The organism is Marinobacter sp. AC-23 (assembly GCF_001858325.1).
In the GTDB taxonomy this organism is placed as follows: Bacteria; Pseudomonadota; Gammaproteobacteria; order Pseudomonadales; family Oleiphilaceae; genus Marinobacter.
Genome location: NZ_MBPP01000014.1, coordinates 46943 through 69840, shown reverse-complemented (window position 1 = coordinate 69840; position 22898 = coordinate 46943). Strand labels below are relative to the sequence as shown.

At 53.2% G+C, this 22898-nt stretch carries 29 protein-coding genes; 10 read left to right on the top strand and 19 right to left on the bottom strand.

Annotation, left to right across the window (positions count from 1 at the left end; all coding sequences use genetic code 11):
* Positions 1 to 95 precede the first annotated feature (95 nt).
* Positions 96 to 473 (top strand): SirB2 family protein, encoded by a 378-nt coding sequence (locus BCA33_RS06195; RefSeq protein WP_071264268.1) that lies wholly within the window; start codon positions 96 to 98, stop codon positions 471 to 473.
* Here BCA33_RS06195 and BCA33_RS06190 read toward each other — a convergent pair.
* The 6 genes from BCA33_RS06190 to BCA33_RS21455 all read right to left on the bottom strand — a co-directional run bounded on the left by BCA33_RS06190 (position 429) and on the right by BCA33_RS21455 (position 5848).
* On the bottom strand, positions 429 to 1283 hold the full coding sequence (locus tag BCA33_RS06190; RefSeq protein WP_071264266.1) for an ion transporter: 855 nt from the start codon (positions 1281 to 1283) through the stop codon (positions 429 to 431). The genes BCA33_RS06195 and BCA33_RS06190 overlap by 45 nt on opposite strands.
* 104 nt (positions 1284 to 1387) lie before the next feature.
* Positions 1388 to 2740 carry a nitrate/nitrite transporter gene (locus BCA33_RS06185; protein ID WP_071264264.1) on the bottom strand — a complete coding sequence of 451 codons (1353 nt, stop codon included), beginning with the start codon at positions 2738 to 2740 and terminating at the stop codon, positions 1388 to 1390.
* A 105-nt stretch (positions 2741 to 2845) separates the two neighbouring features.
* Complete coding sequence (locus tag BCA33_RS06180; protein WP_071264262.1) at positions 2846 to 4438, bottom strand: antiporter; 1593 nt, start codon at positions 4436 to 4438, stop codon at positions 2846 to 2848.
* Between the two features lie 257 nt (positions 4439 to 4695).
* Positions 4696 to 4929, bottom strand: a complete 234-nt coding sequence (locus tag BCA33_RS21465; RefSeq protein WP_254774224.1) for a hypothetical protein — start codon at positions 4927 to 4929, stop codon at positions 4696 to 4698.
* The gene (locus BCA33_RS21460) at positions 4929 to 5183 is read right to left on the bottom strand and encodes an NnrS family protein (RefSeq protein WP_254774223.1); all 255 of its coding nucleotides are present in this window, start codon (positions 5181 to 5183) and stop codon (positions 4929 to 4931) included. The genes BCA33_RS21465 and BCA33_RS21460 overlap by 1 nt, the downstream gene beginning before the upstream one ends.
* A 29-nt stretch (positions 5184 to 5212) precedes the next feature.
* Positions 5213 to 5848 carry an NnrS family protein gene (locus BCA33_RS21455; RefSeq protein ID WP_254774222.1) on the bottom strand — a complete coding sequence of 212 codons (636 nt, stop codon included), beginning with the start codon at positions 5846 to 5848 and terminating at the stop codon, positions 5213 to 5215.
* Positions 5849 to 5972: 124 nt separating this feature from the next.
* Between BCA33_RS21455 and BCA33_RS06170 the strand changes: the two genes are divergently transcribed.
* Positions 5973 to 6536 (top strand): Yip1 family protein, encoded by a 564-nt coding sequence (locus BCA33_RS06170; protein ID WP_071264260.1) that lies wholly within the window; start codon positions 5973 to 5975, stop codon positions 6534 to 6536.
* A 24-nt stretch (positions 6537 to 6560) separates the two neighbouring features.
* Here BCA33_RS06170 and BCA33_RS06165 read toward each other — a convergent pair whose 3' ends face one another.
* The 4 genes from BCA33_RS06165 to BCA33_RS06155 form a co-directional block, all read right to left on the bottom strand.
* Positions 6561 to 7049 (bottom strand): thioesterase family protein, encoded by a 489-nt coding sequence (locus BCA33_RS06165; RefSeq protein WP_071264258.1) that lies wholly within the window; start codon positions 7047 to 7049, stop codon positions 6561 to 6563.
* Between the two features lie 85 nt (positions 7050 to 7134).
* Positions 7135 to 7299, bottom strand: a complete 165-nt coding sequence (locus BCA33_RS20460; protein WP_175469713.1) for a hypothetical protein — start codon at positions 7297 to 7299, stop codon at positions 7135 to 7137.
* A gap of 5 nt (positions 7300 to 7304) precedes the next feature.
* Positions 7305 to 8609, bottom strand: a complete 1305-nt coding sequence (locus BCA33_RS06160) for a TRAP transporter large permease (protein ID WP_071264256.1) — start codon at positions 8607 to 8609, stop codon at positions 7305 to 7307.
* A 2-nt stretch (positions 8610 to 8611) separates the two neighbouring features.
* Positions 8612 to 9166, bottom strand: coding sequence for a TRAP transporter small permease (locus tag BCA33_RS06155; RefSeq protein ID WP_071264255.1), 555 nt, complete (start codon positions 9164 to 9166; stop codon positions 8612 to 8614).
* 351 nt (positions 9167 to 9517) lie between these two features.
* Here BCA33_RS06155 and BCA33_RS20730 point away from each other — a divergent pair, with 351 nt between their 5' ends.
* The 3 genes from BCA33_RS20730 to BCA33_RS20720 are packed head-to-tail and all read left to right on the top strand — an operon-like array spanning position 9518 to position 12197.
* Positions 9518 to 10633 (top strand): hypothetical protein, encoded by a 1116-nt coding sequence (locus tag BCA33_RS20730; RefSeq protein WP_217632624.1) that lies wholly within the window; start codon positions 9518 to 9520, stop codon positions 10631 to 10633.
* 44 nt (positions 10634 to 10677) lie between these two features.
* Positions 10678 to 10875: a hypothetical protein gene (locus BCA33_RS20725; RefSeq protein WP_217632623.1), complete on the top strand. Its 198-nt coding sequence runs from the start codon at positions 10678 to 10680 to the stop codon at positions 10873 to 10875.
* Positions 10876 to 10883: 8 nt separating this feature from the next.
* On the top strand, positions 10884 to 12197 hold the full coding sequence (locus BCA33_RS20720) for a LuxR C-terminal-related transcriptional regulator (RefSeq protein ID WP_217632622.1): 1314 nt from the start codon (positions 10884 to 10886) through the stop codon (positions 12195 to 12197).
* A gap of 67 nt (positions 12198 to 12264) precedes the next feature.
* On the opposite strand, the gene BCA33_RS20715 is transcribed toward BCA33_RS20720, so the two are convergent.
* The gene (locus BCA33_RS20715; protein ID WP_217632625.1) at positions 12265 to 13410 is read right to left on the bottom strand and encodes an AMP-binding protein; all 1146 of its coding nucleotides are present in this window, start codon (positions 13408 to 13410) and stop codon (positions 12265 to 12267) included.
* Positions 13411 to 13433: 23 nt separating this feature from the next.
* A complete protein-coding gene (locus BCA33_RS20710; protein WP_217632621.1) occupies positions 13434 to 14240 on the bottom strand; it encodes an AMP-binding protein in 807 nt (268 codons plus the stop codon).
* 321 nt (positions 14241 to 14561) lie between these two features.
* Here BCA33_RS20710 and BCA33_RS19690 point away from each other — a divergent pair, with 321 nt between their 5' ends.
* Together BCA33_RS19690 and dctP are read left to right on the top strand one after the other, a co-directional pair.
* Complete coding sequence (locus BCA33_RS19690) at positions 14562 to 14834, top strand: hypothetical protein (RefSeq protein WP_139172912.1); 273 nt, start codon at positions 14562 to 14564, stop codon at positions 14832 to 14834.
* 53 nt (positions 14835 to 14887) lie between these two features.
* A complete protein-coding gene (gene dctP, locus BCA33_RS06140) occupies positions 14888 to 15712 on the top strand; it encodes a TRAP transporter substrate-binding protein DctP (protein WP_083394649.1) in 825 nt (274 codons plus the stop codon).
* A gap of 138 nt (positions 15713 to 15850) precedes the next feature.
* On the opposite strand, the gene BCA33_RS06135 is transcribed toward dctP, so the two are convergent.
* Together BCA33_RS06135 and BCA33_RS06130 are read right to left on the bottom strand one after the other, a co-directional pair.
* Positions 15851 to 16516 carry a hemolysin III family protein gene (locus tag BCA33_RS06135; protein WP_071264253.1) on the bottom strand — a complete coding sequence of 222 codons (666 nt, stop codon included), beginning with the start codon at positions 16514 to 16516 and terminating at the stop codon, positions 15851 to 15853.
* Between the two features lie 91 nt (positions 16517 to 16607).
* Positions 16608 to 17309, bottom strand: coding sequence for a Crp/Fnr family transcriptional regulator (locus BCA33_RS06130; protein WP_071264251.1), 702 nt, complete (start codon positions 17307 to 17309; stop codon positions 16608 to 16610).
* A 213-nt stretch (positions 17310 to 17522) separates the two neighbouring features.
* Between BCA33_RS06130 and BCA33_RS06125 the strand changes: the two genes are divergently transcribed.
* The 3 genes from BCA33_RS06125 to BCA33_RS20455 all read left to right on the top strand — a co-directional run bounded on the left by BCA33_RS06125 (position 17523) and on the right by BCA33_RS20455 (position 19147).
* Positions 17523 to 18311, top strand: a complete 789-nt coding sequence (locus BCA33_RS06125; RefSeq protein ID WP_071264249.1) for a CbbQ/NirQ/NorQ/GpvN family protein — start codon at positions 17523 to 17525, stop codon at positions 18309 to 18311.
* Positions 18277 to 18651, top strand: a complete 375-nt coding sequence (locus BCA33_RS06120; RefSeq protein ID WP_071264248.1) for a hypothetical protein — start codon at positions 18277 to 18279, stop codon at positions 18649 to 18651. The genes BCA33_RS06125 and BCA33_RS06120 overlap by 35 nt, the downstream gene beginning before the upstream one ends.
* 172 nt (positions 18652 to 18823) lie before the next feature.
* On the top strand, positions 18824 to 19147 hold the full coding sequence (locus tag BCA33_RS20455) for a hypothetical protein (protein ID WP_071264246.1): 324 nt from the start codon (positions 18824 to 18826) through the stop codon (positions 19145 to 19147).
* Between the two features lie 78 nt (positions 19148 to 19225).
* Here BCA33_RS20455 and BCA33_RS06110 read toward each other — a convergent pair whose 3' ends face one another.
* Genes BCA33_RS06110 through BCA33_RS21445 form a run of 5 tightly spaced genes read right to left on the bottom strand, consistent with a single transcriptional unit; the run spans position 19226 to position 22863 of the window.
* Positions 19226 to 19465 (bottom strand): cytochrome C oxidase subunit IV family protein, encoded by a 240-nt coding sequence (locus BCA33_RS06110; protein ID WP_071264244.1) that lies wholly within the window; start codon positions 19463 to 19465, stop codon positions 19226 to 19228.
* A 12-nt stretch (positions 19466 to 19477) separates the two neighbouring features.
* On the bottom strand, positions 19478 to 20062 hold the full coding sequence (locus BCA33_RS06105) for a cytochrome c oxidase subunit 3 (RefSeq protein ID WP_071264242.1): 585 nt from the start codon (positions 20060 to 20062) through the stop codon (positions 19478 to 19480).
* A 1-nt stretch (position 20063) separates the two neighbouring features.
* Complete coding sequence (locus BCA33_RS06100; protein ID WP_071264240.1) at positions 20064 to 21887, bottom strand: nitric oxide reductase activation protein NorD; 1824 nt, start codon at positions 21885 to 21887, stop codon at positions 20064 to 20066.
* A 17-nt stretch (positions 21888 to 21904) separates the two neighbouring features.
* Positions 21905 to 22516, bottom strand: coding sequence for a hypothetical protein (locus BCA33_RS21450; protein ID WP_254774221.1), 612 nt, complete (start codon positions 22514 to 22516; stop codon positions 21905 to 21907).
* On the bottom strand, positions 22516 to 22863 hold the full coding sequence (locus BCA33_RS21445; protein ID WP_254774220.1) for a 4Fe-4S binding protein: 348 nt from the start codon (positions 22861 to 22863) through the stop codon (positions 22516 to 22518). Before BCA33_RS21445 ends, BCA33_RS21450 begins: the two co-directional genes overlap by 1 nt.
* Positions 22864 to 22898: the final 35 nt, after the last annotated feature.

The window sequence follows — 22898 nt, the reverse complement described above, 5'->3', positions numbered from 1 at the left end:
TATATGTTAATCGTGTGCGCGCAGAATTAACATACCCGGTTGGGGGTATCTTTGCGTACAATGCCGCTATCGTTTTGATTCAAATGGAATGATTTATGAGTTCATATGTAATTCTGAAGCACCTCCACATGACCACAGCCTTCCTGACGGTCATCCTGTTCACACTGAGGTTGCTGATGGACGCCGTGGGACGGCCCGGTTGGCGTCAGACCCCACTGCGCTGGATTCCCCACGCCAACGACACTGTGTTGTTGATCGCAGCCATCAGTCTTCTGGTTGTGGGCAGCTGGAACCCACTGGAGCAAAGCTGGATCCTGGCTAAAATTGTATTATTGTTGGGCTATATCACTGCAGGGCTGTTCGCACTAAAAGTCACGGTGCCACGCCCCGCCCGCGTTGTTGCGGCTGTTCTGGCTTTGGTTCAGGTATCAGCTATCTTCCATCTTGCGATGGCCAAGCCCGTTCTGTTCTGACTTGGTATAATGAACCAGTTCGGCAAGCTGGCTCTGCACCTCTCGCAGTTGGCGCGTAATCTCATCGCGCTCATCGTGAGCTTGCTGAGCCTGCTTGGCGTTTTGCTCCTCGCTCATCACTTCCAGAATCGCCCCAATCATCATGTTCAGGAACACAAACGCCGTCAGAAAAATGAAGGTAAGGTAGTAGATCCAGCTTAGTGGGTATTGCTCCATGGTGGCATACATCACGTCGGTCCAATCCTCGAACGTGGCAACCCGAAACAGCGTGAGCATGGAAATAGCAACGTCGCCCCAGAGTTCGTTGTCTACGCTGGCAAAGAACATCGAACCTATGGCCGCATAAATGTAGAAGATAATAAACATCAGAAGCGCGATATAACCCATGCGCGGAATGGCTTTGAGCAGCGAGTTGATAAGAAAGCGCAGCTCAGGCACCACAGAAACCAAGCGCAACACACGGAATACCCGCAACAACCGCCCAAGCAAGACCGCCTCCGAGTTATCCAGGGGAATCAGGCTGCCAATCACTACCAATGTGTCAAACAGGTTCCAGCCGTCCATAAAGAAGCGCCGTTTGACTGGGCTTGCGGCAAAGCGGAACAATATCTCGACTAGGAAAAACAGCGTGATAGCGGAATCCATCACACTCAGAGACTGCTCCACCAGTGGGGGCAAATCGTAGGTTTTCGCGCCTATGGTCAGGGCAGACAGGATGATAATGGCGATAACCACGCCCTGAAAGAGCGTGCTGGTCTCAATTTTGCGCAGCTGGTCGAAGCCGGCAACGGGGGACATTTCCGGGGACATGGTCTCTACTGCTCCAGGTGAAAACGGGTGTGCGGATTCTAATGGCCCGGCCCGCGCTGGAACAGTGTTGTTACAGATATTTCAAGAAACGCTCACCATTCACCTTACGAGGATGGTGAGCCCTTGGTACTTTCGTGTTTGTGCTGGCGGTTCAACGGATAAAACAGTTGCGGCGAGGCCAGTTCCGGCAAATCTGTTTGCTCGCTGTTCGCGGCCCACTCAACACGCTCTGCTGAACGGATGGCATAGTGCATCCAAGCCAGCGCCGCAGCTGCAATGATGAACATCAGCATGAAGCTGCTCTGCCAGATGCCCGTTAGGTCATTCAAAACGCCGAAAGTTAACGGCAGGATAAACCCGCCCAACCCGCCAATCATTCCCACCACGCCACCCACGGCGCCCACGTGCATGGGATAATAAACAGGAATGTGTTTGTAAACAGCCGCTTTTCCCAGGGACATGAAAAAGCCCAGGGTGAATATCAGCGCCACGAATGCGGGTAGGCCCATTGTCATGGAAAAGCGAACATCGCCGTCAATGCCGTGTATCACGTAATCCGTGGGTGGATAGCTCAGCAGAAAAGTACAGACAACGGAGGCGATAAACGTCCAGTACATCACGCGACGTGCGCCAAAGCGGTCAGACATCCAGCCCCCAAGAATGCGGAATAGGGAGGCCGGAATGGTATAGAGCGCTGCGATCATGCCCGCCGTTGTTATGCCCAGGCCGTAAACGCCGATCAGGTAGTGGGGCAGCCAAAGCGCCAGGGCCACAAAGGCGCCGAATACGAAGAAGTAGTAAAGCGCAAAACGCCAGACCCGCAGATCTCTAAGCGGCTCCATCTGCTCCATAAACGAACGTTGCTGTTCGTCTTTTTTACGCCCGGCGGAAACGGGGTCTTCTTTTGCCAGAAGGATAAAAACAACGCCCATAATTGCCAGTACGGAGGCATAAATCTGGGCGGTAACCTCCCAGCCGAGCGCCACCAGCAGAAAAGGTGCGCCGAAGTTGGTTACTGCAGCGCCCACATTACCTGCCCCGAAGATACCCAAAGCGGTGCCTTGGCGTGCGGGCTCAAACCATGCAGCGGTATAAGCCACGCCCACAATGAACGCTCCACCGGCAAGGCCAACCCCTAGTGCGCCAATCAGTAGCATAGGGTAGGTAGTGGCAAGAGTGAGCAGGTAAACGCAGGCTGCTGTTGTCAGCATGAGTATGCCGAATACCCAGCGCCCGCCGTAACGATCCGTCCAGATACCGAGGAACAGCCGGCTGATTGAGCCCGTCAGTATGGGGGTGGCCATAAGCAGGCCGAGCTGTGTGTCTGAGAGGCTTAGGTCTTCAGCAATGCGAATGCCGATAATGGAGAAAATCGTCCAGACAGCGAAGCACAGTGTGAAGGCCAGAGTGGATAGGCCTAGCGCACGATGCTGCTGCGTTCTGTTTGGCGCGTTCATTATAACGGTACTCCCTGTCTGTATTTACCGGCCAGCCTGCATTCGCCGGCCCGTGGGTATTCTATATAACGTTATCGAAACGAAACTTTTACAGAGTGACGTTGTTTATGGGTTTTTGATGTATGCCCCTTTGCGCAGGTAGAACCACCAGTTCACCACCAGACAAAGCGCGTAGAACACGGCAAAGCCATACATGGCCACTTCAGGGGTACCGGCCTGGATCTGTTGGCCCAGCAACTTGGGTGCAATGAATGCACCGTAGGCGGCGATGGCGCTGGTCCAGCCAAGTACTGGGCCCTTCTGTTGTTGGTTAAAGATGTAACCAATGCTGCGGAAGGTAGATCCGTTGCCGATGCCGCTGGCGGCAAACATCAGAATGAACAAAATCAGGAACAGGGCAAAGTAGCTGTTCGGATCAGTGGAGTTATAGGCCAACATCATCACGTAGCCGGTTGCCACCGAGGCAATAACCATCACCACAGAAATGATCTGGGTAACGATAGAGCCGCCCATCTTGTCGGAAATCCAGCCACCCACCGGGCGAATCAGAGCGCCTACGAATGGGCCCATCCACGCCCAGGTCAGTGCGCTTGGCGCATCCGGGTTGACTACGCGGGTGATGGTGCCATCGGCCGCAACCTCCATCATGTTGCCAAAGATAACGCCGATAGAAAGCGGTAGCGCAGCTGAGAAGCCTATGAATGAGCCAAAGGTCAGGATATACAGCACGGTCATGGACCAGGTGTGCTTATTGCCGAAAATGGCAAACTGATTTTTGATGTTGGGTTTGATATTCCCTGGTATCAGGCGCAGCAGCACCACGGTGAGAATGATAGTCAGTGGCAGAGCCAGCCACATGTTCATGATGCTCAGAGCCCAAACGCCGGCAACGGATGTGAGAAGGCCAACACCATAAAGCCCAAGTATTTTACCGAAGGCTGAAGCCGGGTTGCCTGGATTAGGGGTAACAACTTTCAGGTTGTTCATGCGGAACCAGCCGGCAAAGGCGAGGGGAATCAAGAAAACCAGCCAGATAAAGCCGGCGTTCTGGATCCAGGTGTCGGTGCCTGCCTCAATGCGACCAATGAGCGTGCCGCTAGGGCTCTGTAGTTGCATAGGATCGCCTGCAAGAAAGCCGAAAACGCCCATGGTCATAACCAGCGGAATCAAAACCTGCATAGTGGTCACGCCGAAGTTACCAAGCCCGGCGTTCATCCCCAAGCCATAACCCTGTTTGCTCTTGGGGTAGAAAGAGCTGATATTGCTCATGGAACAGGCGAAGTTGCCGCCGCCAATACCGGAGAGTAAAGCCAGTGCCTGGAACACGATAAACGGCGTGTCTGGGTTCATCAGCGCAATGCCAGTACCTGCTGCGGGTATCATCAACAGGGCGGTGGTCAAAAATATGGTGTTACGGCCACCGGCGATTTTGATCATGAAGGACGCGGGGATTCGCAACGTGGCACCGGATAAGCCCGCGATTGCCGAGAGCGAAAACAGCTGCTCTATGGAAAATGAAAACCCAAGGTTTTGCATTTGGGTGGTGATCATTCCCCACATCAGCCATACCGCAAATCCTAAGAGCAGGCTGGGGATGGAAATCCACAGGTTGCGGGAAGCGATGTGTTTACCCTCCCGCTCCCAAAACTCTTCATTTTCGACATCCCAGTGCTCGATGTCGGCGTTGGTTTTAGCCATAACAATGCTCCCTTGGTTTGCTTGCCCTGTGCCGCATTGGTCGCGAGTTCCGGGCTTCTTGATACCATTGTGCAAAGTGAGGCACGTGTTCATTCATGATATTTATCAAGGTAAAGGTTGTGCAGATAGGGAGCGGTGACAGATCTTAGTGACTGGATAATGCCTGGGATTTTAAACCGTTAATATTCAATAAGATGCAGTGGGGATATTCCCAAATAGGTAATCGTTCTTGTGGTTGGCGCAGGAGAGGTAGCCATTCATTTCCTGCGGTTTTTCGCATGCCTGGAGAGAATGAGGAGCCTTACGGTTACCCACAGATAGGCCAGAACCCATGAGCTGGCCGAAAGCCATAGCAGAATGGGCGCGCTGAAGGGCGAAGCGCCTGCCATAAATCGGCTAATGGCGGCGATAGCCAGGAGGGTAGCAATCGGGATGATTTCCCCAGCCGGCGGTGGCTTGCGATGGCTTCTTTGCCAGGCCAGGCGCAGCATTACGCTGGCCGACAGGTTCCTAGCGCTCCTATGGTGATCAGGTGCAGGGCAGGGGCGGGTAATTTACCCTGGAGCAACGCCAGCCCAGTTGCCAGCGCACCCATGGCAAGCCAAATATAACCCACGGCCAAAACCAGCAAATCTGGCCGCTCTGGGCACAGCCATAGCTTCCAGCGCAAGGTGCGTATGGCGATAAGCCCAGAGGCTATTATCAACAGGCTGCCAGTTAGTTTATTCGCTACGGGAAGCGCCATGAAAAAAATGGAACACCCCAGCACAACGATCAATAAGCCTCTATTCGGGGCTGAACACGGGCTTCCAGGGGTATACCTTTCTTTTCCAGGGTGCCCGCAACCGCAGGCGCAATGAGCCGTCCGCCCATAAAGGTCATTAGCAGTAGGAGCCCGGCAATGGCGGAATGCATGAGTGTGAATGGGCTGGGCACCCGCGATGTGCGTGGCAAATCCAGCGCGGTTGAGAGCCAAAAAAAGACCGCAAGCAGGCAGAGCACCAGAATGAGTGGACCTACCATTTTATTTCGCCATTTTTTTGCGGCGTTGAAGCGAGGCACCACATGCCAGGCAAGCAGCAGAGCAAACGCTGGCCCCAGAATATGTGCCAGAAGGCTCTCTGGTAGCAGGATCCAGCTCAGCCTTGCCGCCAACCACAAGCCGAAAAGCGGATAGAGCACGGCAATAGGCTGTGGTCCAAGGGTGTAGCCGGCAACCAGAGCCAGTGCAAAGCCGAATATCAGCTCGTGGCCATGCCCAGCGCCAAGCAGCCCCGCAGGCCAGCCGGTGCCCGACCACACAGCCCAGACAGACAGAGGCACGGTAAGAGCTGCCAGCATGCTTGCTGCCGGGAAAAACAGCCAGAAAGCCTGGGGCTTCTGCTTACGCTTGGTGCTTGAGTTGTTCAAGATCATCCCGGTTGATTGACGGTTTGGCGAAAGGCGCCTAAAAAGAGTAGTTAAGAGTCATCATAATATTACAGACGCTGTCCTAAGAGGCAAACGCCTCCACCCGGGAGCAGGGAGACCCGCCATGAACGTTTCAAGCTTGCTTAAACTTCCGTTTTCCAGCAATGGGGGCTGGGGAGAACTTCAGCAAAGGCAGTTATCCATACCAATGCTTGCATGGTTCGTTGTGGTGCCCATGTCGCTTTTGCCGCCGGTGCTGCTTTACTACGCTGGAACCCATTATGGCGATGATTTTATTGCCGGGTTTGGTGGCAAGGAATGGCGCTTTATTACCACCATTCTTTTCCTGGCAGAACTGTTGACGTTCTTTGTGATGGGCTGGCTGATTCATGGCGTGGTAGAAAGCCATAAGCTGGAGATCAGCTATAACAACGCCTATTTGCTTGCGGCGATTGCGCCTTTGCCGCTTTGGTTGTCCTCACTGGCTCTGCTGGTGCCAGCAGTGATTGTTAGTGTGATAGCCGTTTTGGTTGCGATGGGGCTTTCCTGCACCCTTGTGTATCAGGGCCTGAGATCCCTGTGCCATCGCAGCCCGGATGATGTGGTCACTATGTCGGCCACCTACACCGTCATGGCGGCGTCGCTATTGGCTTGGGGTGTACTGATGGCCATGGTTTGGGCGTTTTGATTCCAGTATTTGAGGTCGGTTGACCTATGGGGCTGTGTAAAGCCCCGCATGATCAATAAACTGACCTTGCCCGTCGTTTTTCATGGCGTGCTTTATGGATTCGGGAATGGAAACCTTTTCGAGGGTCTCGGGGTGCACAGCCACGCCAATCATTTCGCCTGTAGCCAAAAACTGTCCTGTGACCGCGTTACGGATGTCCGTGGTCAGGGCAAAAGAGGTGTTGCCCAGGTGGCTTGTGCTGACTGATATTTCCAGCTTGTCGCGATAACGGGCAGGAGCCTTCCATTCAATGGTCAGCTTGACCACCTGATAATCGAATGCTGTATCGATAGAAGTATCGTCTGCTCCCAGGTGATGCAAAAACTCAGTGACAGCGAGGTCTATATAGTCCCCATAGCGGGCGTTAAAAACCACTTTTTGAGCATCACATTCACCGTACCGAACCTGCATGAAATACCTGAATGCCTTGTCAGCACAGGGCTCTTGATCAGGCGTTTTTTGTAATTCTGTCATCGCAGCTTTCCCTATCCTTCAGAATAATGCGTCTACCAGGCGTCGATCATCGGCCGGCGCTGGCCGTCTCTTGGCCCTGGTTTTTTTACGGACGCAGGCCCCTGGCAATCCAGTTACGTGTTTCGGAGGGGTCTATTACTGCATCAGTTTCCAGAGATACCGCCATGCTCAGGGCCTTGCCCTGCTCATAGTACTTGGCCAAGCTGTCATTCGGCAGATCATCTGTGATCCTGGCTTGGAAGCATCTCATAAAGCTCACTCCAGAGACGGAAGATATAGAATAAAGTCAGGAACGGCGATCAGGAATATCAGAATCAGAAAGTCCATGACCAGGAACCAGAATATGCCTCGAAAAATAGCGGAGGTGGAAGCTAGGTTGCCTACAACGCTTTTAATTACAAACACATTCATTCCGATTGGCGGCGTTATCATGCCGATCTCTAACAGCTTGGTAAGTACGACACCAAACCAAAGCAGGCTCAGTCCCGCGCTGTCTACGATTGGCAATATGATAGGCAAGGTCAGCAACATGGCTCCGATGGGTTCAAGGAACATCCCCAGAAACACATAGATCAGCACGATTGCCAGCATCAGCATGAAATGGCCCGAGTTCAGGCTGATTATCAGCTCGGACAAATAATCCCCCGCCCCGGATAGCGCCAGAAAGCGGGTAAGCAGGCTAGCGCCAACTGCGATGATGATAAGAGCGCCGGTTGTCATCAGTGTCTCGAGAATGGCGTTACGGAAGCGCGTCCAGTTGAGGCTGCGCTTAAGTGCTGCGACCACCAACGAAAGAAATGCTCCAACTGCGCCTGCCTCAGTTGCAGTGAAAATGCCGCCGAACAACCCGCTGAATATGCCAATCATAATCAGTAGTACCGGCCAGGTGTCCTTCAGTGCGCGAATTTTCTCTACGGTAGGGATGATTTCTTTGGTGTCTGGCGCCAGCGAAGGGTTCAGTTTCACCCGTATCAGAATCACTGCGATATAGCCGATAGCGGTCAGAATGCCCGCACTGATACCGCCAAGGAAGAGCCCGGTAATGGACTGTTGCGCGATGATTCCATAGAGAATCATTATTATTGAGGGGGGGATCAGCGCACCAATCGTACCCGCTACTGCAACCGTTCCTGTGGCCAGTTCCGGGTGGTAACGGTGGCGAATCATTTCCGGAACGGCGATCCTGCCCATAGCCGCGGAGCAAGCGACAGACGACCCGGAAACCGCGGCGAAACCTGCAGATCCAAATACTGCAGCAATTGCCAGCCCGCCCGGTACGCCAGATAACCACATTCGGGCAGCCCGAAACATCCCCTGTGTGAGCTGGGTGTGATAGCAAACAAAACCCAGCAGTAAAAACATCGGCACGGAGCTCAACACCCAGTTCGAGGCGAACTGGTAAGGAATAATACCAAGGGCGCCCCATGCGACGTTCCACCCCATCATGTACCAGAGGCCGCCGAAGGAAACGCCTATTAAAGCCACTCCAATAGGCACTCGTAAGGCAAGAAGTGCAACCAGAATCCCGAGCGCGGATAGGCCAATCTGTACGTCTGACATTATTATTTTCCCATCCCGTCGTTAGCGTCTAGGTCATCCACTTGTGCCGTAGAAGTGTCCAGTCCTGATTTTGTTCCCAGGCAGGAACTCATTAATTTGTAAAAAACCACCAGCGACATGAGCCCGCAACCAAGGGGCAGTACGTAATAGGTGATCCAGATAGGAATCGCATCGCTGCCTTGTATGACGGAAGCGCCAAAGCTTCGCTTTTTTTCCGCTTCTTCCCACGTGCGAACAGTTAGCAGCGAAAAAACAGTTGTCGACAAAAGGAAGGACAGGCGCTCCAGATTCCGCTGCATCCACATAGGGAGCCGGGCGGTGACCACTTCTACTGAAATGTGCGCGTTTTTCTGTTCAGCGAATGCCAGAGGAATGAATACCGCAATAACCATGTAGTAATAGGAAACAATTGAGATGGTGCCCGGAATGGGCGAGTTAAAAAGATAGCGGCTAGCAATGTCCAGAGTGATATGCAGCATCATCAAGGCGATTGCCAGTCCACCGATTACGGTCATCAAATTCGTGACCATAGACAAAAAACGACCTGTACCGTACATGCCTGTCCCCACTTCGACCCTCAAAGGGCCGGCTTGTTTTTATTGAGTCTGTGTGCGTCAGCATCGATTGCGGCAAGGTGATCATTGCCTTGCCGACAATAGGTACATTGAAGAATAAGCGTGGCAGGACAGTGCAACATCGTCGTAACCGACGAATTCGAAAACTAAGGTCGTACGACAGGGAATATTCTGGGGGCTCAGCATTTTGTGATAGGCTTTTGCGCTGCTATCCAGGCGACAACAACAAAACTGCAGCGCTCAAAATTTCCATTGAGTGAGTAGATGGTATTTGATTTAACTCCGGAGCCGTTAAGCGCTATGCCTGTTTCTCATACGCCCAGGCGTGTTCTCATGGTGAGTAAACTCAACCCACCTGCGTCCAGAGCTGCCCAAGTTCAGCGTACTGAGCTGTGCCAGAAGATATTGTCTGCCTCTGCGGCTAAGTTGATCGTTGTTCGCGCGTCGGCCGGGTTTGGCAAAACCACTGCAATGACCCAGAGCATGTCTCGGATGAATAGCTCTGGCATTGCCACGGCGTGGCTCACTATTGATGATGCCGATAACGACGTCTCACGGTTTTTGTTTTGCCTCAACGCTTCAGTCTCTCGGTTGACGGAAGGTGAAGCCCACACAACAAATGAAGAGGCCATTGAGAGCCAAACCGCCAGTGAGGCGGCCTTTAATATAGTTGTTCGGTTGTCAGAAAACCGATCGGCTTTTGCTCTGTTCATTGATGATTTTGAGAAAATTCACGAGCAGTCTGTTCTTGGGCTTATTCGAGAAATAGTCGAGCACTTGCCGGCACACGGTCAAATAATTGTAGGTTCCAGACACTTGCCCGATTTAGGCCTCGGGCGCCTGAGAGCGCGTGGCCAACTGTTAGAAATTGATGTTTCTGAATTGCGCTTCTCGGTCGAGGAGACTACCGAGTTTCTGGTGAACAGGCGCCAATTGGAACTATCTCACGATGACCTCATCCGCGTTCACAATCGCTCGGAAGGTTGGGCAACCGCACTTTGGCTGGCTTCGTTGGCACTTGAAGGTAATGCGAGCCCACAGTCATTCATCCAGCGTTTTTCTGGTGAAAATGATGCTGTCGCAGACTATCTTGCTCACGACGTGCTTGATCAGCAGCCTGAAGAAGTTAAGTCTTTTTTGTTGCGTACGAGTATTCTTCGCCATCTTACGCCATCTCTGTGTAATGCTCTTGTGCCGGGTTGTGATAGCGATGCAATGTTGCGCCACCTTGATACCCGTAGCGCCTTTCTTGCGCCTATCGAACACGAGCAACTTACTTACCGCTATCACAGCTTATTCGCAGAATTTTTACGCTCCGTATTGTACGCAAGGTACCCTGAAGCGGTAGCCGACCTGCACTTGGCGGCATCAAACTGGTACGAATATTCCGGGCGCTTCGTTCCGGCGATCGATCATGCTATCGAGGGGAGGCGTTCGGTCGCGCAATGACCTTGTTGGAAGCGCATGCCGAGCGGTTGTTATCGCAGGGGCGAATGAAACTTCTTGCACGCTGGCTGGGCGAACTTCCGGCAGAGCAGCTCAAAAAATATGAGCTTCTCGAAATGATTTATATGTGGGCTGTCGGGTTTACCCGGGGCCCGGACGAAGCGCTTGGAAAGCTTACTGCTACCAGTTTGGAGACCTCAGAGAGCCCGGTGATCAGATCACATATCCTGCTTTCAAGCCACTGATGATGGGCATGATGGATCGCTATGAGGACGCCAGTAAGCTAGAGCGTACAGGGGAGAGAGAGCTCTCTGGTTATGCTCCGTTTGCGGACATTGTGTCGATTAACTCCAGAGCGAATGTGTTCTCTGTTATGGGCAACTATGACCAGGCTCGTCAGCTCCTTGACGGGGCCAGGGATGCTCAGTTTAGTCACTCAAGCTCATTCAACTCCATGTATTCAGAAGCGCTGGAAGGTTTGATTGATCTCCAGGAGGGGCGGCAGAAGCAAGCCGCTGCGCGTTTTCGACTGGCAGTCGGTGCTACCAGCTCGACTTATGATTTTAGTCATACCAGTGGTAATGCCTGGGCGGGTGTATTGCACGCAAATACAGTTTATGAAGCGAACAACCTGGAGTTGGCCGCCCGCTTATTGCACGTATACGGCCCACTGGTGCGGGAAGCTGGATTGCCGGATCACATGTTGATCAGCGACATTATGTTGTCGAGGTTAGCGTTCAACTGTGGAGATGTTGATCGGGCGTTTCAGGCTCTGACTGAACTGGAACACATGGGCAGGATTAGAAAGCTGCCGAGGGTAGTAGCAACAGCCAGGCTCGAGCGCTCACGACTGTTTCTTGCGCAGGGTCGGCCAGATGCGGCAAAGCAGGAGCTTGACAGAGCTGGCAATGAGCAGCTTTGGCGGCGTGTTCGTAAACATCGAATGCCTGCCAATGATTTGCAGTATATGGAGATGGCACGCCTGCGCTGGGAAGTGCTAGCTGGCGATGCTCAAGGCGCACTTTCACCGCTGGAAATGGAGATAGCTGAAGCGCAAGACAGTTCTTTATACCGGCGAGTACTAAAATTAAAACTGTTCAAAGCCATTGCGTGGTATCGCTGCAACCGGTTTGAAGACTCAATCGCAGTGATGGCCGATATTATGCCAACCTGCTGCGCCGAGGGTTACGTACGCTTGTTTGTGGATGAAGGTGCTGCGGCAGGCATTGTGCTCAAGCTATATCATCAAACATTCCGAGAGGCAGGGCATCAGAGTGATCCGGTTTTCGTTAGCTATCTCGAAAGCGTGATTGAAGCGTTTGGGTCAGCGCTATTGTCGACAGCCGTATTGCCGGAAGCAGGCGAGCTGATACTTAACGCTCTAACGCGAAAAGAAACCCGGGTTTTGCAGCTGTTGTCTGAGGGTTATTCAAACAGCGCTATGTCAGAAAAACTGTTTGTTTCAGATAGCACGGTGCGTACTCACCTGCGAAATATAAACTCCAAGCTGAACGCTTCCAGCCGCACTCAAGCTGTTGCAATTGCGCGGCGTTACGGGCTTATCTGACACGCGCCTCACTTAAGGGAGCCGCAGGCTTTAAATCAAGAACCTGCGGCTCCGTGAAACACCTTGTTTAAACAATTGCAGTTTTGTGCTGTTTCGCAAACTCAACAAAATAGACAAGGCTGTCAGGGTTGGCCATCGCGTCGGGATTAGCGACGCTCTCCAGTGGAGCCCCCTGTAAAAGCTTTTTAACCGGCAGCTCCATTTTCTTGCCGGTTAAAGTGCGAGGAACCTCGGTCACTTCGACTATGTCGTTTGGCACATGTCGGGCTGAGAGGTGGGTGCGTATGGCGCTACGAATCCGCTGATCAAGCGCGCTCGTTAACTCTGCGCCTTCCCGCAGCACCACAAACAGTGGCATGTAGGGGTCACGACCCAGGTATTCCAGGTCTACTACCAGGCTGTCTACAACCTCCGGTGCCTCTTCGACAACGCGATATATTTCGCTGGTACCCATTCGAATACCTTGGCGGTTGATCGTGGTGTCTGATCGGCCGTAAATGACTGCGCCACCGCGGGGTGTTATTCGAACCCAGTCTCCATGCCTCCACACTTTCGGGAACACGTCGAAATAGCTTTCGTGATAACGCTGTCCATCGACATCCCCCCAAAAATACAGAGGCATGGATGGCATTGGTTTGGTGACAACCAGTTCGCCTACTTCGTCTTCTATGATGTTACCGTCATCATCCATGGCGTAAACCGCCGTGCCTAAGGTGCGACATTGCATTTCACCTTCATAGAGCGGCATGATCGGGCAGGAGCCGACATAAAATGCAGCGACGTCAGTGCCTCCGCTGATGGGCGCAATAAGCACGTCATCAAACTGGCCGTTAATCCATTTGTACCCCTGCTCCGGCAATGGAGAGCCAGTTGAGCCAATGGAGCGAATTCGCTTGAGGTCGGCGATACTGTGGAGCTCAAGCCCGGCTTTCAGGCAGCTTAGATAATAGGCTGCGCCAGCTCCAAAAAAGGTTACCTCGGCCTCTTCGGCAAAACGCCAAAGTGTTCCTAAGTCGGGATACCCCGGATTACCATCGAACAGGCAGATGGTCGCCCCAACCAAAAGGCCGCTGACCTGGCAATTCCACATAATCCAACCAGTGGTTGAGAACCACATATAGCGATCTTGATTGCCTAGATCCAGGTGTAGGCCGTGGCCGAGCACGCCTTCGAGCAAGGCGCCCCCGTGGCCGTGAACAATGGGCTTCGGCATCCCAGTCGTTCCGGACGAATAAACTATCCACAGAGGGTGGTCGAAGGCAGATGTTCAAATTTCATTGGAACATCGTGGCCCAATAAATCGTCCCATAGGGTCGCATTCTCAAGGCGGGCATCTGGCTTGAGATAGGGCAGAAGAATCACGTTTTCCAATGTAGGCAGTTCGATTTTGAGATTCTTAAGAACCTCAAGCCGATCGAATTCCTTTCCGCCGTACTTGTAGCCGTCCACGGCCAGCATGACTTTTGGGTCAATCTGCCGAAAACGATCTGTTACGCTACGCACCCCCATATCTGGTGAACAGCTAGACCAGATTGCACCGATACTTGCGCAAGCATAAAACGCGATCACCGCTTCAGGAATGTTAGGCAGGTAGGCAACAACCCGGTCGCCCGGCTCAACCCCCATTTGCCTGAGAGTATATGCAACAGATGTGATTTGGCTGCGCATCTCAGCCCAAGAGATGGTTTCTGTCGGACGCAATTCCGACCGAGAGATGATGGCCGCGCGATCTGAATCTTCTTGGTGAAAACGAAAAGCCTGTTCTGCAAAATTCAGTCGAGCACCTTCGAACCACGTAGCGCCCGGCATTTGGTGACTATTCAGGACGCTTCGGTATGGAGTGGTCGACCGAATATCATAGAATTCCCAAAAAGCTGCCCAAAAGTCCTCCAATGACTCCACTGACCACTCCCAAAGGGAATTGTAATCACTGAAGTGCAACGATTTATTCTCGCTAAGCCAATTCATGAAGCCTTTGATTTGGCTCTGGTCAATGCGCGCCTGGCTTGGCTGCCACAGTGGTTTGGGAGTGACTGCTGTCATTATAAAACCTCTAACATATTGTTGTTGATGGGGAGGTACGTGCAGCTCGCCCCTCGGAACCCTTATTCATAATGATTCGATGGCCGGGCAACAGACATCGTCTGAAACGACGAAAAATGCAGCCCGCTCCCCGGTAGTTAAGCAAGAGCCTCCGGTTGACGCCAAATGGGTGTGCCCAATGAAAGATTCGTCGCTTCCGACGATGTCGAAGAGCTTGGTTTGCTTCCAACATGATATTGCTGGTGAGAACACCCGATGTTCTGTCTTGGCGAACTTCTGCAATCGATTATAAAAATACTGAATGCATACAGGAGAATAATAATGAACTGTCCAAATTTCGTTAGACGTGGATTGCTTCCCGCAATTCTGGCAAGTGTAGCTATGACCAGCATGGCTGAAGCACGGCAGCTGAGTTATGCAACCGGCTATGCGTCTGGTTCCATAGGTGCGAAAGCTGCGGAGGTATTTGCAAAAGATATCGAAGAACATTCCGGCGGAGATCTGACTGCAAAAGTGTATGCTCAGTCGCTACTCAGCTTCAGCGAAACTCCGCCAGGTATTCGGGACGGTATGGCCGACAGTGGCTGGTTCTGACGCCATACTTTCCGTCGGAGTTTCCGAGCACCAATCTCGCCACTGAACTTACAATGCTCATTGAAATGACCGACGCACCTACGGAGAAGGTAGGTCTGGCCTTTGCCGGTGCTATGGCTGAGTATGTTTTCTTTAATTGCCCAAGCTGTGTAGAGGAATACAAACAGCAGAATCAACTATTTCTGGGAGGCGGGGGAACCTCGTCATACTTCCTGATTTGCAACACGCCGGTAAGGACGCTGGAAGAGATCAAAGGTAAGCGCCTGCGCATTGGCGGTGCCCAATGGGCGCGGTGGGCCAATGCAGTTGGTGCAACCGCCGTATCTATTCCTCAGCACGAAACATACGAAGCTCTAAGCCAGGGTGTTGTTGATTGCAGCGTGCATTCTGCGCCTGAGCTAACCATCGTCAAGTTGATGGAAGTTACTTCTGACATGACACCCAACATGCCTGGTGGAGTCTTTTCAGGTGTTGCCAACAATATTAATTCGGACGTTTGGAAAAGCCTGACAGCCAGTGAGCGCCGGACTATGCTCCACGCTTCTGCTGCGCAAGCCAGCGCTCTAAGTTGGGGCTACGCTGAGATAGCGGCAACGAATATGGAAACAGCTGAAGAGAAAGGAATTAAAATTCACAAGCCTGACGCTGCGCTGGTCAAAGTGACTCAGGAGTTTATCGAGCAGGACCTTGAAGCTATCGCTGCCAAGTATGCTGATACTCACGGGCTTGAATCTCCTGCGCAGCTGGTTGAGTCATTTCGCTCGCTGCTGATTAAGTGGGTCGATCTGGTGAAAGATGTGGACAGCAGCGAAGAGCTTACGCAGGTTTATTGGGACGAGGTGTACTCTAAAGTTAATGTGGACAGCTACGGACGATAGGGCGCCAGTGGGCTGAATTCAGCTTTGCGCAAGCGCGAGACTGCCGGAGAGCAGTTTCTGCGCTTGCCTGCTTCGCAGGCGATCTTTGTGAAGTTTGCCAGATGCTCTTTACTGTAAAATAGGCATAACCGTCTGCATTCATGCAACGTAAGGCAGCACACCAAAGTAAATAGCACTGAAGTGACAGGCACTGCCGCCGATTACGAACAGGTGCCAGATAGCGTGTGTATAGGGAATCCGGTCGGCCAGGTAAAAGGCAACGCCTACGGTGTAAACGATGCCCCCCGCAACCGTGAGGGTCAGCGCGGTTTCACTTAGATTGGCCGCCAGGTCTGAGGAGGCAAACGCAATCAGCCAGCCCATGGCGATGTAGATCCCCACCCGTGCCAGCTTGAAACGATTGGCAAAGATGACCTTCAGCACCACGCCGGTAATGGCCAGTGACCAGATTATGGCAAACAGTGTCCAGCCAACGGTCCCGCGCATATTCACCAACAGGAATGGTGTGTAGGTGCCCGCAATCAGCAGAAAAATGGCGCAGTGATCCAGGGTTTTGAAGGCTTTTTTCAGTCCGGGCCGACGTGCGCTGTGATACAGAGCAGAAGCCATGTACAGCAGGATCAGAGAGGCGCCAAATATGCTAAAACTGATGATTTTCCAGGGGTCTTGCAACTGTGTGGCGCCAACGATCAGAGCGATGGTGCCGATTACGCTAAGTAATGCGCCTATGCCGTGGGTGGCGCTATTCAGCCATTCCTCTATTCGCTGGTGAGCAGGCTGGGAGGGCGGTTGCGATGTGGTCATTGGGGAAGAGTCCATGTTTATCATCGCAACACGGTACTTCAGCGTACACCTGTACGCAATAACTGGAGGTGGCGATTGTGTGATCTGCTCGTCAGTACTTTATCGCCCCGGTTTTGAGCCGAGAGAATGTTGCAGGTACTACGCCCAGCCATGAGGCAAGCTGGTTATCCGGCACACGCTTTACCAGTTCTGGGTACTCTTCAAGCAGCAGCTGATAACGCTCTTTTGCCGACATGGTGTGCTTGCGGAATTCCCGCATGCTGGTCAGCTCCGCCAGCTCTTCGGTCAGGGCCATTGCAAACTGGGGCCAGAGGCCTTCGCCATGGGATTGAATGGCAGCTCGGAACGCAGCAAAATCAGCAACCCAAACGGTGGCGGGTGTGACGGTGGTGAGACAAAGTGTATTGCGTACCGTGCGGCTGCGGCCAAAAACCGGCCAGACCATATCGCCTTCCGTAAAGAAGTGATGCACCGCAACCTTACCGCTGGGTGCTTCCCGAAACAGGCGCATAATGCCGTACTGAATCAGGTAAACGTTGGCCCAGGGGGTGTCGTGCTTTTCCATCTGAGTTTCAACATCGACTCTTTGCTGGCGAAACAGTCGCGTGAGGTCGTTTAAAAACCGGGTGTCAGGGGTGTCCTGCTTGTCGTTCAGCCTTATGCCGAATACGCGGCTTAGCCCATTGATCAGTGCCACTGACTGTGGCGCTGAATCTTGCTGGATTATGTCCGGGTTTTCGTCTCCCAGCATGCAGGGAGAGGAGGACACGTTGGGTGTGAAGGTGCGGGTCATGGCGTTTATGCTGTTAAGAACAATGTGTTGGTAATGGTAACAGAAAATACTCGCTGAGATGACTTAAATCATTAGGGGGTTTCACTAGTTTAGTGGGGCATCTACCAAATGATGAGTATGCCCAAAGGGTTCTTGTGAAGGCCTGCATTTTTAACCAATATATAGTATGTATTTTAATGCTGTCCAGCATGTGCAGATCGAGGATCTCAGCGAATGACGTTTTACCAGCCAGTTGGTAATGAAATTGAACTCTTCCAGGCCGCAGCCGACAACGGCCTGCCGGTTCTGATCAAAGGCCCTACAGGCTGCGGAAAAACCCGGTTTGTCCGTTATATGGCGGAACAGCTGAACCGGCCGATTTACACCGTGGCCTGCCACGATGATCTAACCGCCGCCGACCTTGTAGGGCGACACTTGATTGGGCCGGAAGGCACTTACTGGCAGGATGGCCCGTTAACCCGCGCCGTTCGTGAAGGCGGTATTTGCTACCTGGACGAAGTGGTGGAGGCGCGTAAAGACACTACCGTTGTGTTGCACCCGCTGGCGGACGACAGGCGAGAGCTGCCCATAGAGCGCACGGGCGAACTGCTGACCGCCGCGCCAGGTTTTATGTTGGTTGTCTCCTATAACCCGGGCTACCAAAGCTTACTGAAAGGCATGAAACCGAGCACACGCCAACGCTTCGTATCGCTGCGGTTTGATTACCCCTCTGAAGAGGCGGAACAAACCATTGTGGTGGAAGAATCCGGATGCGATCGCGATCTTGCGCAACAGCTCGTAAGCCTTGCGACTGCCTTGCGCAACTTGAAAGACCATGATTTGGAAGAAGCGGCATCAACGCGGCTACTGATACACACGGCTTTGTTAATTCGTTCTGGCTTGCCAATGGCGGTTGCTTGTCGCGCGGGCATGATCGAGCCGTTGTCAGACGACGAAGCAACAGTCAGTTCACTCATGGAGGTGGTATATGCAGTATTCGGGCGCCCGGAAGACCCCCGCTAGCGGGGCGGTTATTCCGGTTATTTGGTATTTGTTGAACTTGCTGGCGATGCCGGTTATCGGTTTTGCGGTATTGCTATGGTTGTTTTTCAGTAGTTCAGGCGCAAACGAACTGCGCAGGGCCCACGCCCATGCTGCCATGATTATGTCGCTAATTGGTTTTACCCTGATCAGCTCAGGTGTTGCCATTGGCTGGGTATTCTTCGGGGACATGGGGCATTTCTGGACGTTTGCCCTGGTCTGGGCCATTGCGCTGCATACGGGGTTTGTTTTATGGGGAATGGTTTCTCTGGCTCAGGCTATGTCTGAAAAGATGCCTTACTTCCCCGCCAAGTGGCTCTGACTCAGCCTGTTTGTTCCGCTGAATACCCTGCAATTTCTGTGATCGTTTCGTGACCTTTTCGCGATAAATTCTTTAACGGTGCGTTAAGCCTCCGTGAGCCTGTGCGTTCATGATGGGTTTCAGAGCCTGGGGCAGATGCCTCAGGCCAATAAAAAAGTACCGGGAGAGGTTTATGAAGACGCTGACTCGAATGTTTTTTGCCACTGCGATTACTGTTGCTGGGATGGGGGTAGGCTTGGCTCATGCTGACGAGATGGGCAAAAGTGGCAACACGAATCACGGTGACGTGAAGAAAGATAGCATGATGAAAGATGATGGCATGAAACATGACGACATGAAGAAAGATGACGGCATGATGCATGACGACATGAAGAAAGACGACGGCATGATGCACAATGACATGAAGAAAGATGATGACATGATGCATGACGACATGAAGAAAGATGACGACATGAAAGAAGATACTATGATGAAAGATGATATGGATAAGTCATAAGGCGGGTAGATGTCTGGCGTTTCAAGCTTATCAGCCGCCCGGTTTTGTGCCGGGCGGGCCTATTGGAGCCAGCCCTCCTCACGTAATTGTATGAAACCCTGCAACGGCAATGATCACCACCGGCGCCCACGTGTGGGCAAGTAAGCGCCATGCGCGTGGTGCATGCTTCATCTCCATAAAATGATCCACCAAGAGTAAGCCCTTCACAATCACCATTCCAAAAACCAGCCACGCCAGAAACTCCGGGCCTATTCCGGCTTTAAGGGCAATAACTGGCAGAGCCGTGCAAATCATTAACACAAAATAAACCGTTAGCATCGCTAGCCCTCCCTAGGCCAGTACGTAAATTATCGGAAACAGCACCAGCCACACCAAATCCACCATGTGCCAATAAGAAGCCCCGGATTCCATACCGTTCATATCCGAGCCGTCGTAGTCGCCGTTGCGGACTTTTACAGCAAGGACAATCAGGATGACCTGCCCCAGAATCACGTGCATGAAGTGAAAGAAGGTGAGAAAGAAATAGAACATGAAGAAGGTACTGGTACCCAGGTTATAGCCTTCGCTGTACAGGTTTACGTATTCCCAGAGTTTGCCAACGGTGTAAACACAGGAAATGGCCACCGCAAACCAGAGTCGCCACTGCACGCCTGGGCAGCGATGCCGGAACTGGTGAACAGCGGTTGCCACCAGATAGCTGGCGGTAATCAGGGCAACGGTATTCAATAACCCGATCAGGGGATGCAGGGCCTCGCGGCCGGCGTGGAACGTGCCCGGGTCCAGGCTGCGGGCCACGGCAAAGCCGATAAGCATGATACCGAACACCGCCAATTCGGCGAAAATGAAGATCCATACGGCTATGTCGCCGGGAAGTTGATGTGAACGGGGTTCTGTTTCGAGCGTCAGGTCGGTCATATCACTGTGTCAGGTTCAGGTAGAGTTTGGGCAACTGTAATGGCAGCTGTGCCGGGTCGCGGATAACCACATAGTTGTTGCTGCCAAATACATAGGGCAGATACTCGCTGGCCTCGTCATCAATGGTCACGCAAAACGGGGTAAGACCAGCTTTGTGGGCTTCTTGCACGGCCATGCGCGTGTCTTCCACACCATATCGGCCTTCGTAGATGTCCAGGTCGTTGGGCTTTCCGTCGGTAAGCAGCAACAGGATCTTTTGGTGCTCATGGCGCGCTTCCAGCAGTTTGGTGGCTTGTCGAATGGCGGCGCCCATACGAGTATAGAAACCCGGTTCCAGTGCCTGGATGCGACCCCGAATGGTGCTGGTATAGGGTTCATCAAAGCCTTTCAGGTGATGGAACCGCACGTGGTCGCGCCGTCGGGATGAAAACGCATACAACGCGAAGGGGTCGCGGCTGGCCTGCAGGGCTTCGCTGAGGAGTTGCAGGCCATCTCGAGCAACGTCTATGACCCGCTGGTGGTTGTTGATATAGGTCTCGGTTGAGAGCGACACATCCGCCAATACCAGGCACGCAAGGTCGCGCTGGCTCTGTTGGCAGCGACGGAATAGCTTCTGATCGATTGCGCCTTGGCCTCGGCGGTTCTGTACCTCCCGTTCCAGACATGCGTCGAGATCCAGTTCGTCGCCATCCAGCTGTCGTCTTTGCCATTGCTTGAGCGGCTTCAGCGCACTGAACTGGCGTTGCAGGCGTTTTGCAGGTCGGCGTAGAGCTTCCGGTAGCTCCGCAGGCGCAGCGTCCTTTGCCAACATGGGCTGCAGGCAGCAGAAGGCATCGCGATAGCTTTGGCTGCGCCAGTCCCACTCGGGCAAGTGAATGCCAGGGCCAAGGCGCAGGTCGTCGTGCTCTTCTGAGGGCAAGTCGAGATCAAACTTGATGGCCGATGAGGTCTCTTTGCGGTCGTTGGATACGGAGATCATATCCATGTCATCCGCAACTGCTTCGGCATCTTCTTCGTCTGTGTCGTCGCCCGCCCGGTCAACCGGGATGAAGTCTGTCCATGAAAACAGGCTTTCCAAGCGAAAGATCATCAGCCCTTGATCGCGGTCGAAGGCGTCCACTCGCTCGGCCTGTCGGCGTTTGTTCTTTTTGGTCAGGCCACCGGGACTGGATTGGGTGTCATCGTCGCCGGTTGCCTGCTTGCTTGTCTTTCCTTGCTCCAGTGCGGGGTACAGCCAAAGAATAACCGGCCAGGGATCGGTGCCCGCAGCGGGTAGGGTACGAACACTGCCCGGATGAACAAGAGCCTGCCGGATTGCCTGTTCGCGGATGGCTTCTTCGGGCGAAAGGCTTTCAGGCTCCGGGCGCCAGTGCAAAACTTGCTTAACCAGGCGCTGGTAAACCTTTTCCAGCCCTGGCCAGCGCCCGAGAACATTCTGCACAAGAGTCTGGTTGCCAGTAAACCAGTCGCTATCGGGCGGAACCGGGGAAGCCGCAAGTGCTGCCAGCCAGGTATAGAGCTCCCGGTTCAGCTGTTTGGAAGGGAAACGAGCGACTCTTTCCGGCAGGCGCAGGTTTTGCTCATCCCGCCAGGCAAGTTCGAATTTGCGATGGGTTCCGGCGATCTTGTGCAAAAACTTGCGACGCACGCGAAAGTGCCGGGGCTCTGCTGTAACCAGGCTGAGTGCCGGGTCGCCACCAAATGCACGGAACATAATGCCCAGGCTGCGGGCTTCGTCTTTCAGGTAAACGGCGTGCTCGGGGAATTCTCCCAGAGCTTGGCGAGTAATATACTCATGCCATTTATAGCCGACCCACTCTTCCATTTCAGGTTCCTCTCATCTCAAGCGCTGTTAAGCCGTTGCTTGGCGGACTCGCTATCACGTTGGTGCATGGGAATCAGAACAGTCTGCCGGCTGGGTTCGCCGGGTTGCCAGTGCAGCAGACTGCCTTGTGGGTTGTCTTTTTGCACCTCACGGCAAGCGCTCACGCATTGCAGACATTGGGTGCAGGAGAACTTCGCACGCTTGTGACTGCGGGTTGGCAGCCGCATGGGGCAGGCGGCATCGCAGGCTTTTGTGCAGTCGCGGCAGGCCGCTGCGCGGGTGGTATCAAAGGTGACGAGCTGCCCACGGCCATGGGTCATCCAGGCAATGCTTTGCACCACGCCGAAGGCGCAGCCGTATTTGCAGAAAAGGTGCCGGGCAAACAGAAAGTCCAGCGTGAAAACCGTGGTTGCTATGGCCAGAAAAATGCTCGAATAAAAGCCCAAATTGCCCGTAATCAAATCCGTATATAGCGGAATGGGTGGCAGTAGGTACGAGAGCAAAGCCAGGGCCCAGGAAAAACCGATCAAGGTGCACACCAGAGATAAACCGGCCCAGTGTATGGTCTTACCGCGCCGGCCTTTTTTTAGGGCTTCCCAGAGTGTCGGGCGACCCGTAATGCGTGTCATCAAGTGTTGATGGACTCCACCACGGAGAAGTGCGGGCATAGCCAGCCGCAATACATTCGCCCCCACTTCCAGGCAACCCACAATACAAGGGGAACAAGCACCAGAATGGGCAGAATAAACCACAGCAAAACCTGGCTGGCGACGTCCATCGGGGAACTTTGCACCACCCAGTCGAGATTCAGGTTGAACGAAAGCGGAAACCCGAGCAGTACAAACCGGGTTTCCGTTAAGTCATAGCGAAAAATATTCAGAACCGGCGCAAGCAGGAACAAACCAAAGAAAGCGGCGCGAGTGATCAGCCGCTTGCTCTGGAGAGTGTCCTTGGGGTTTGTTTGCTGCACGGTCACCACTGGGCTCCAGATAGGCAGGGCCGGAAATGTGC

Coding starts and splice junctions, on each gene's coding strand:
- BCA33_RS06195 (WP_071264268.1), top strand. CDS start 96: ATGAGTTCATATGTAATTCTGAAGCACCTCCACATGACCACAGCCTTC.
- BCA33_RS06190 (WP_071264266.1), bottom strand. CDS start 1,283: ATGTCCCCGGAAATGTCCCCCGTTGCCGGCTTCGACCAGCTGCGCAAA.
- BCA33_RS06185 (WP_071264264.1), bottom strand. CDS start 2,740: ATGAACGCGCCAAACAGAACGCAGCAGCATCGTGCGCTAGGCCTATCC.
- BCA33_RS06180 (WP_071264262.1), bottom strand. CDS start 4,438: ATGGCTAAAACCAACGCCGACATCGAGCACTGGGATGTCGAAAATGAA.
- BCA33_RS21465 (WP_254774224.1), bottom strand. CDS start 4,929: ATGCTGCGCCTGGCCTGGCAAAGAAGCCATCGCAAGCCACCGCCGGCT.
- BCA33_RS21460 (WP_254774223.1), bottom strand. CDS start 5,183: ATGGCGCTTCCCGTAGCGAATAAACTAACTGGCAGCCTGTTGATAATA.
- BCA33_RS06170 (WP_071264260.1), top strand. CDS start 5,973: ATGAACGTTTCAAGCTTGCTTAAACTTCCGTTTTCCAGCAATGGGGGC.
- BCA33_RS06165 (WP_071264258.1), bottom strand. CDS start 7,049: ATGACAGAATTACAAAAAACGCCTGATCAAGAGCCCTGTGCTGACAAG.
- BCA33_RS20460 (WP_175469713.1), bottom strand. CDS start 7,299: ATGAGATGCTTCCAAGCCAGGATCACAGATGATCTGCCGAATGACAGC.
- BCA33_RS06160 (WP_071264256.1), bottom strand. CDS start 8,609: ATGTCAGACGTACAGATTGGCCTATCCGCGCTCGGGATTCTGGTTGCA.
- BCA33_RS06155 (WP_071264255.1), bottom strand. CDS start 9,166: ATGTACGGTACAGGTCGTTTTTTGTCTATGGTCACGAATTTGATGACC.
- BCA33_RS20730 (WP_217632624.1), top strand. CDS start 9,518: ATGGTGAGTAAACTCAACCCACCTGCGTCCAGAGCTGCCCAAGTTCAG.
- BCA33_RS20725 (WP_217632623.1), top strand. CDS start 10,678: ATGAAACTTCTTGCACGCTGGCTGGGCGAACTTCCGGCAGAGCAGCTC.
- BCA33_RS20720 (WP_217632622.1), top strand. CDS start 10,884: ATGATGGATCGCTATGAGGACGCCAGTAAGCTAGAGCGTACAGGGGAG.
- BCA33_RS20715 (WP_217632625.1), bottom strand. CDS start 13,410: ATGCCGAAGCCCATTGTTCACGGCCACGGGGGCGCCTTGCTCGAAGGC.
- BCA33_RS20710 (WP_217632621.1), bottom strand. CDS start 14,240: ATGACAGCAGTCACTCCCAAACCACTGTGGCAGCCAAGCCAGGCGCGC.
- BCA33_RS19690 (WP_139172912.1), top strand. CDS start 14,562: ATGAACTGTCCAAATTTCGTTAGACGTGGATTGCTTCCCGCAATTCTG.
- dctP (WP_083394649.1), top strand. CDS start 14,888: ATGCTCATTGAAATGACCGACGCACCTACGGAGAAGGTAGGTCTGGCC.
- BCA33_RS06135 (WP_071264253.1), bottom strand. CDS start 16,516: ATGACCACATCGCAACCGCCCTCCCAGCCTGCTCACCAGCGAATAGAG.
- BCA33_RS06130 (WP_071264251.1), bottom strand. CDS start 17,309: ATGACCCGCACCTTCACACCCAACGTGTCCTCCTCTCCCTGCATGCTG.
- BCA33_RS06125 (WP_071264249.1), top strand. CDS start 17,523: ATGACGTTTTACCAGCCAGTTGGTAATGAAATTGAACTCTTCCAGGCC.
- BCA33_RS06120 (WP_071264248.1), top strand. CDS start 18,277: ATGCAGTATTCGGGCGCCCGGAAGACCCCCGCTAGCGGGGCGGTTATT.
- BCA33_RS20455 (WP_071264246.1), top strand. CDS start 18,824: ATGAAGACGCTGACTCGAATGTTTTTTGCCACTGCGATTACTGTTGCT.
- BCA33_RS06110 (WP_071264244.1), bottom strand. CDS start 19,465: ATGCTAACGGTTTATTTTGTGTTAATGATTTGCACGGCTCTGCCAGTT.
- BCA33_RS06105 (WP_071264242.1), bottom strand. CDS start 20,062: ATGACCGACCTGACGCTCGAAACAGAACCCCGTTCACATCAACTTCCC.
- BCA33_RS06100 (WP_071264240.1), bottom strand. CDS start 21,887: ATGGAAGAGTGGGTCGGCTATAAATGGCATGAGTATATTACTCGCCAA.
- BCA33_RS21450 (WP_254774221.1), bottom strand. CDS start 22,516: ATGACACGCATTACGGGTCGCCCGACACTCTGGGAAGCCCTAAAAAAA.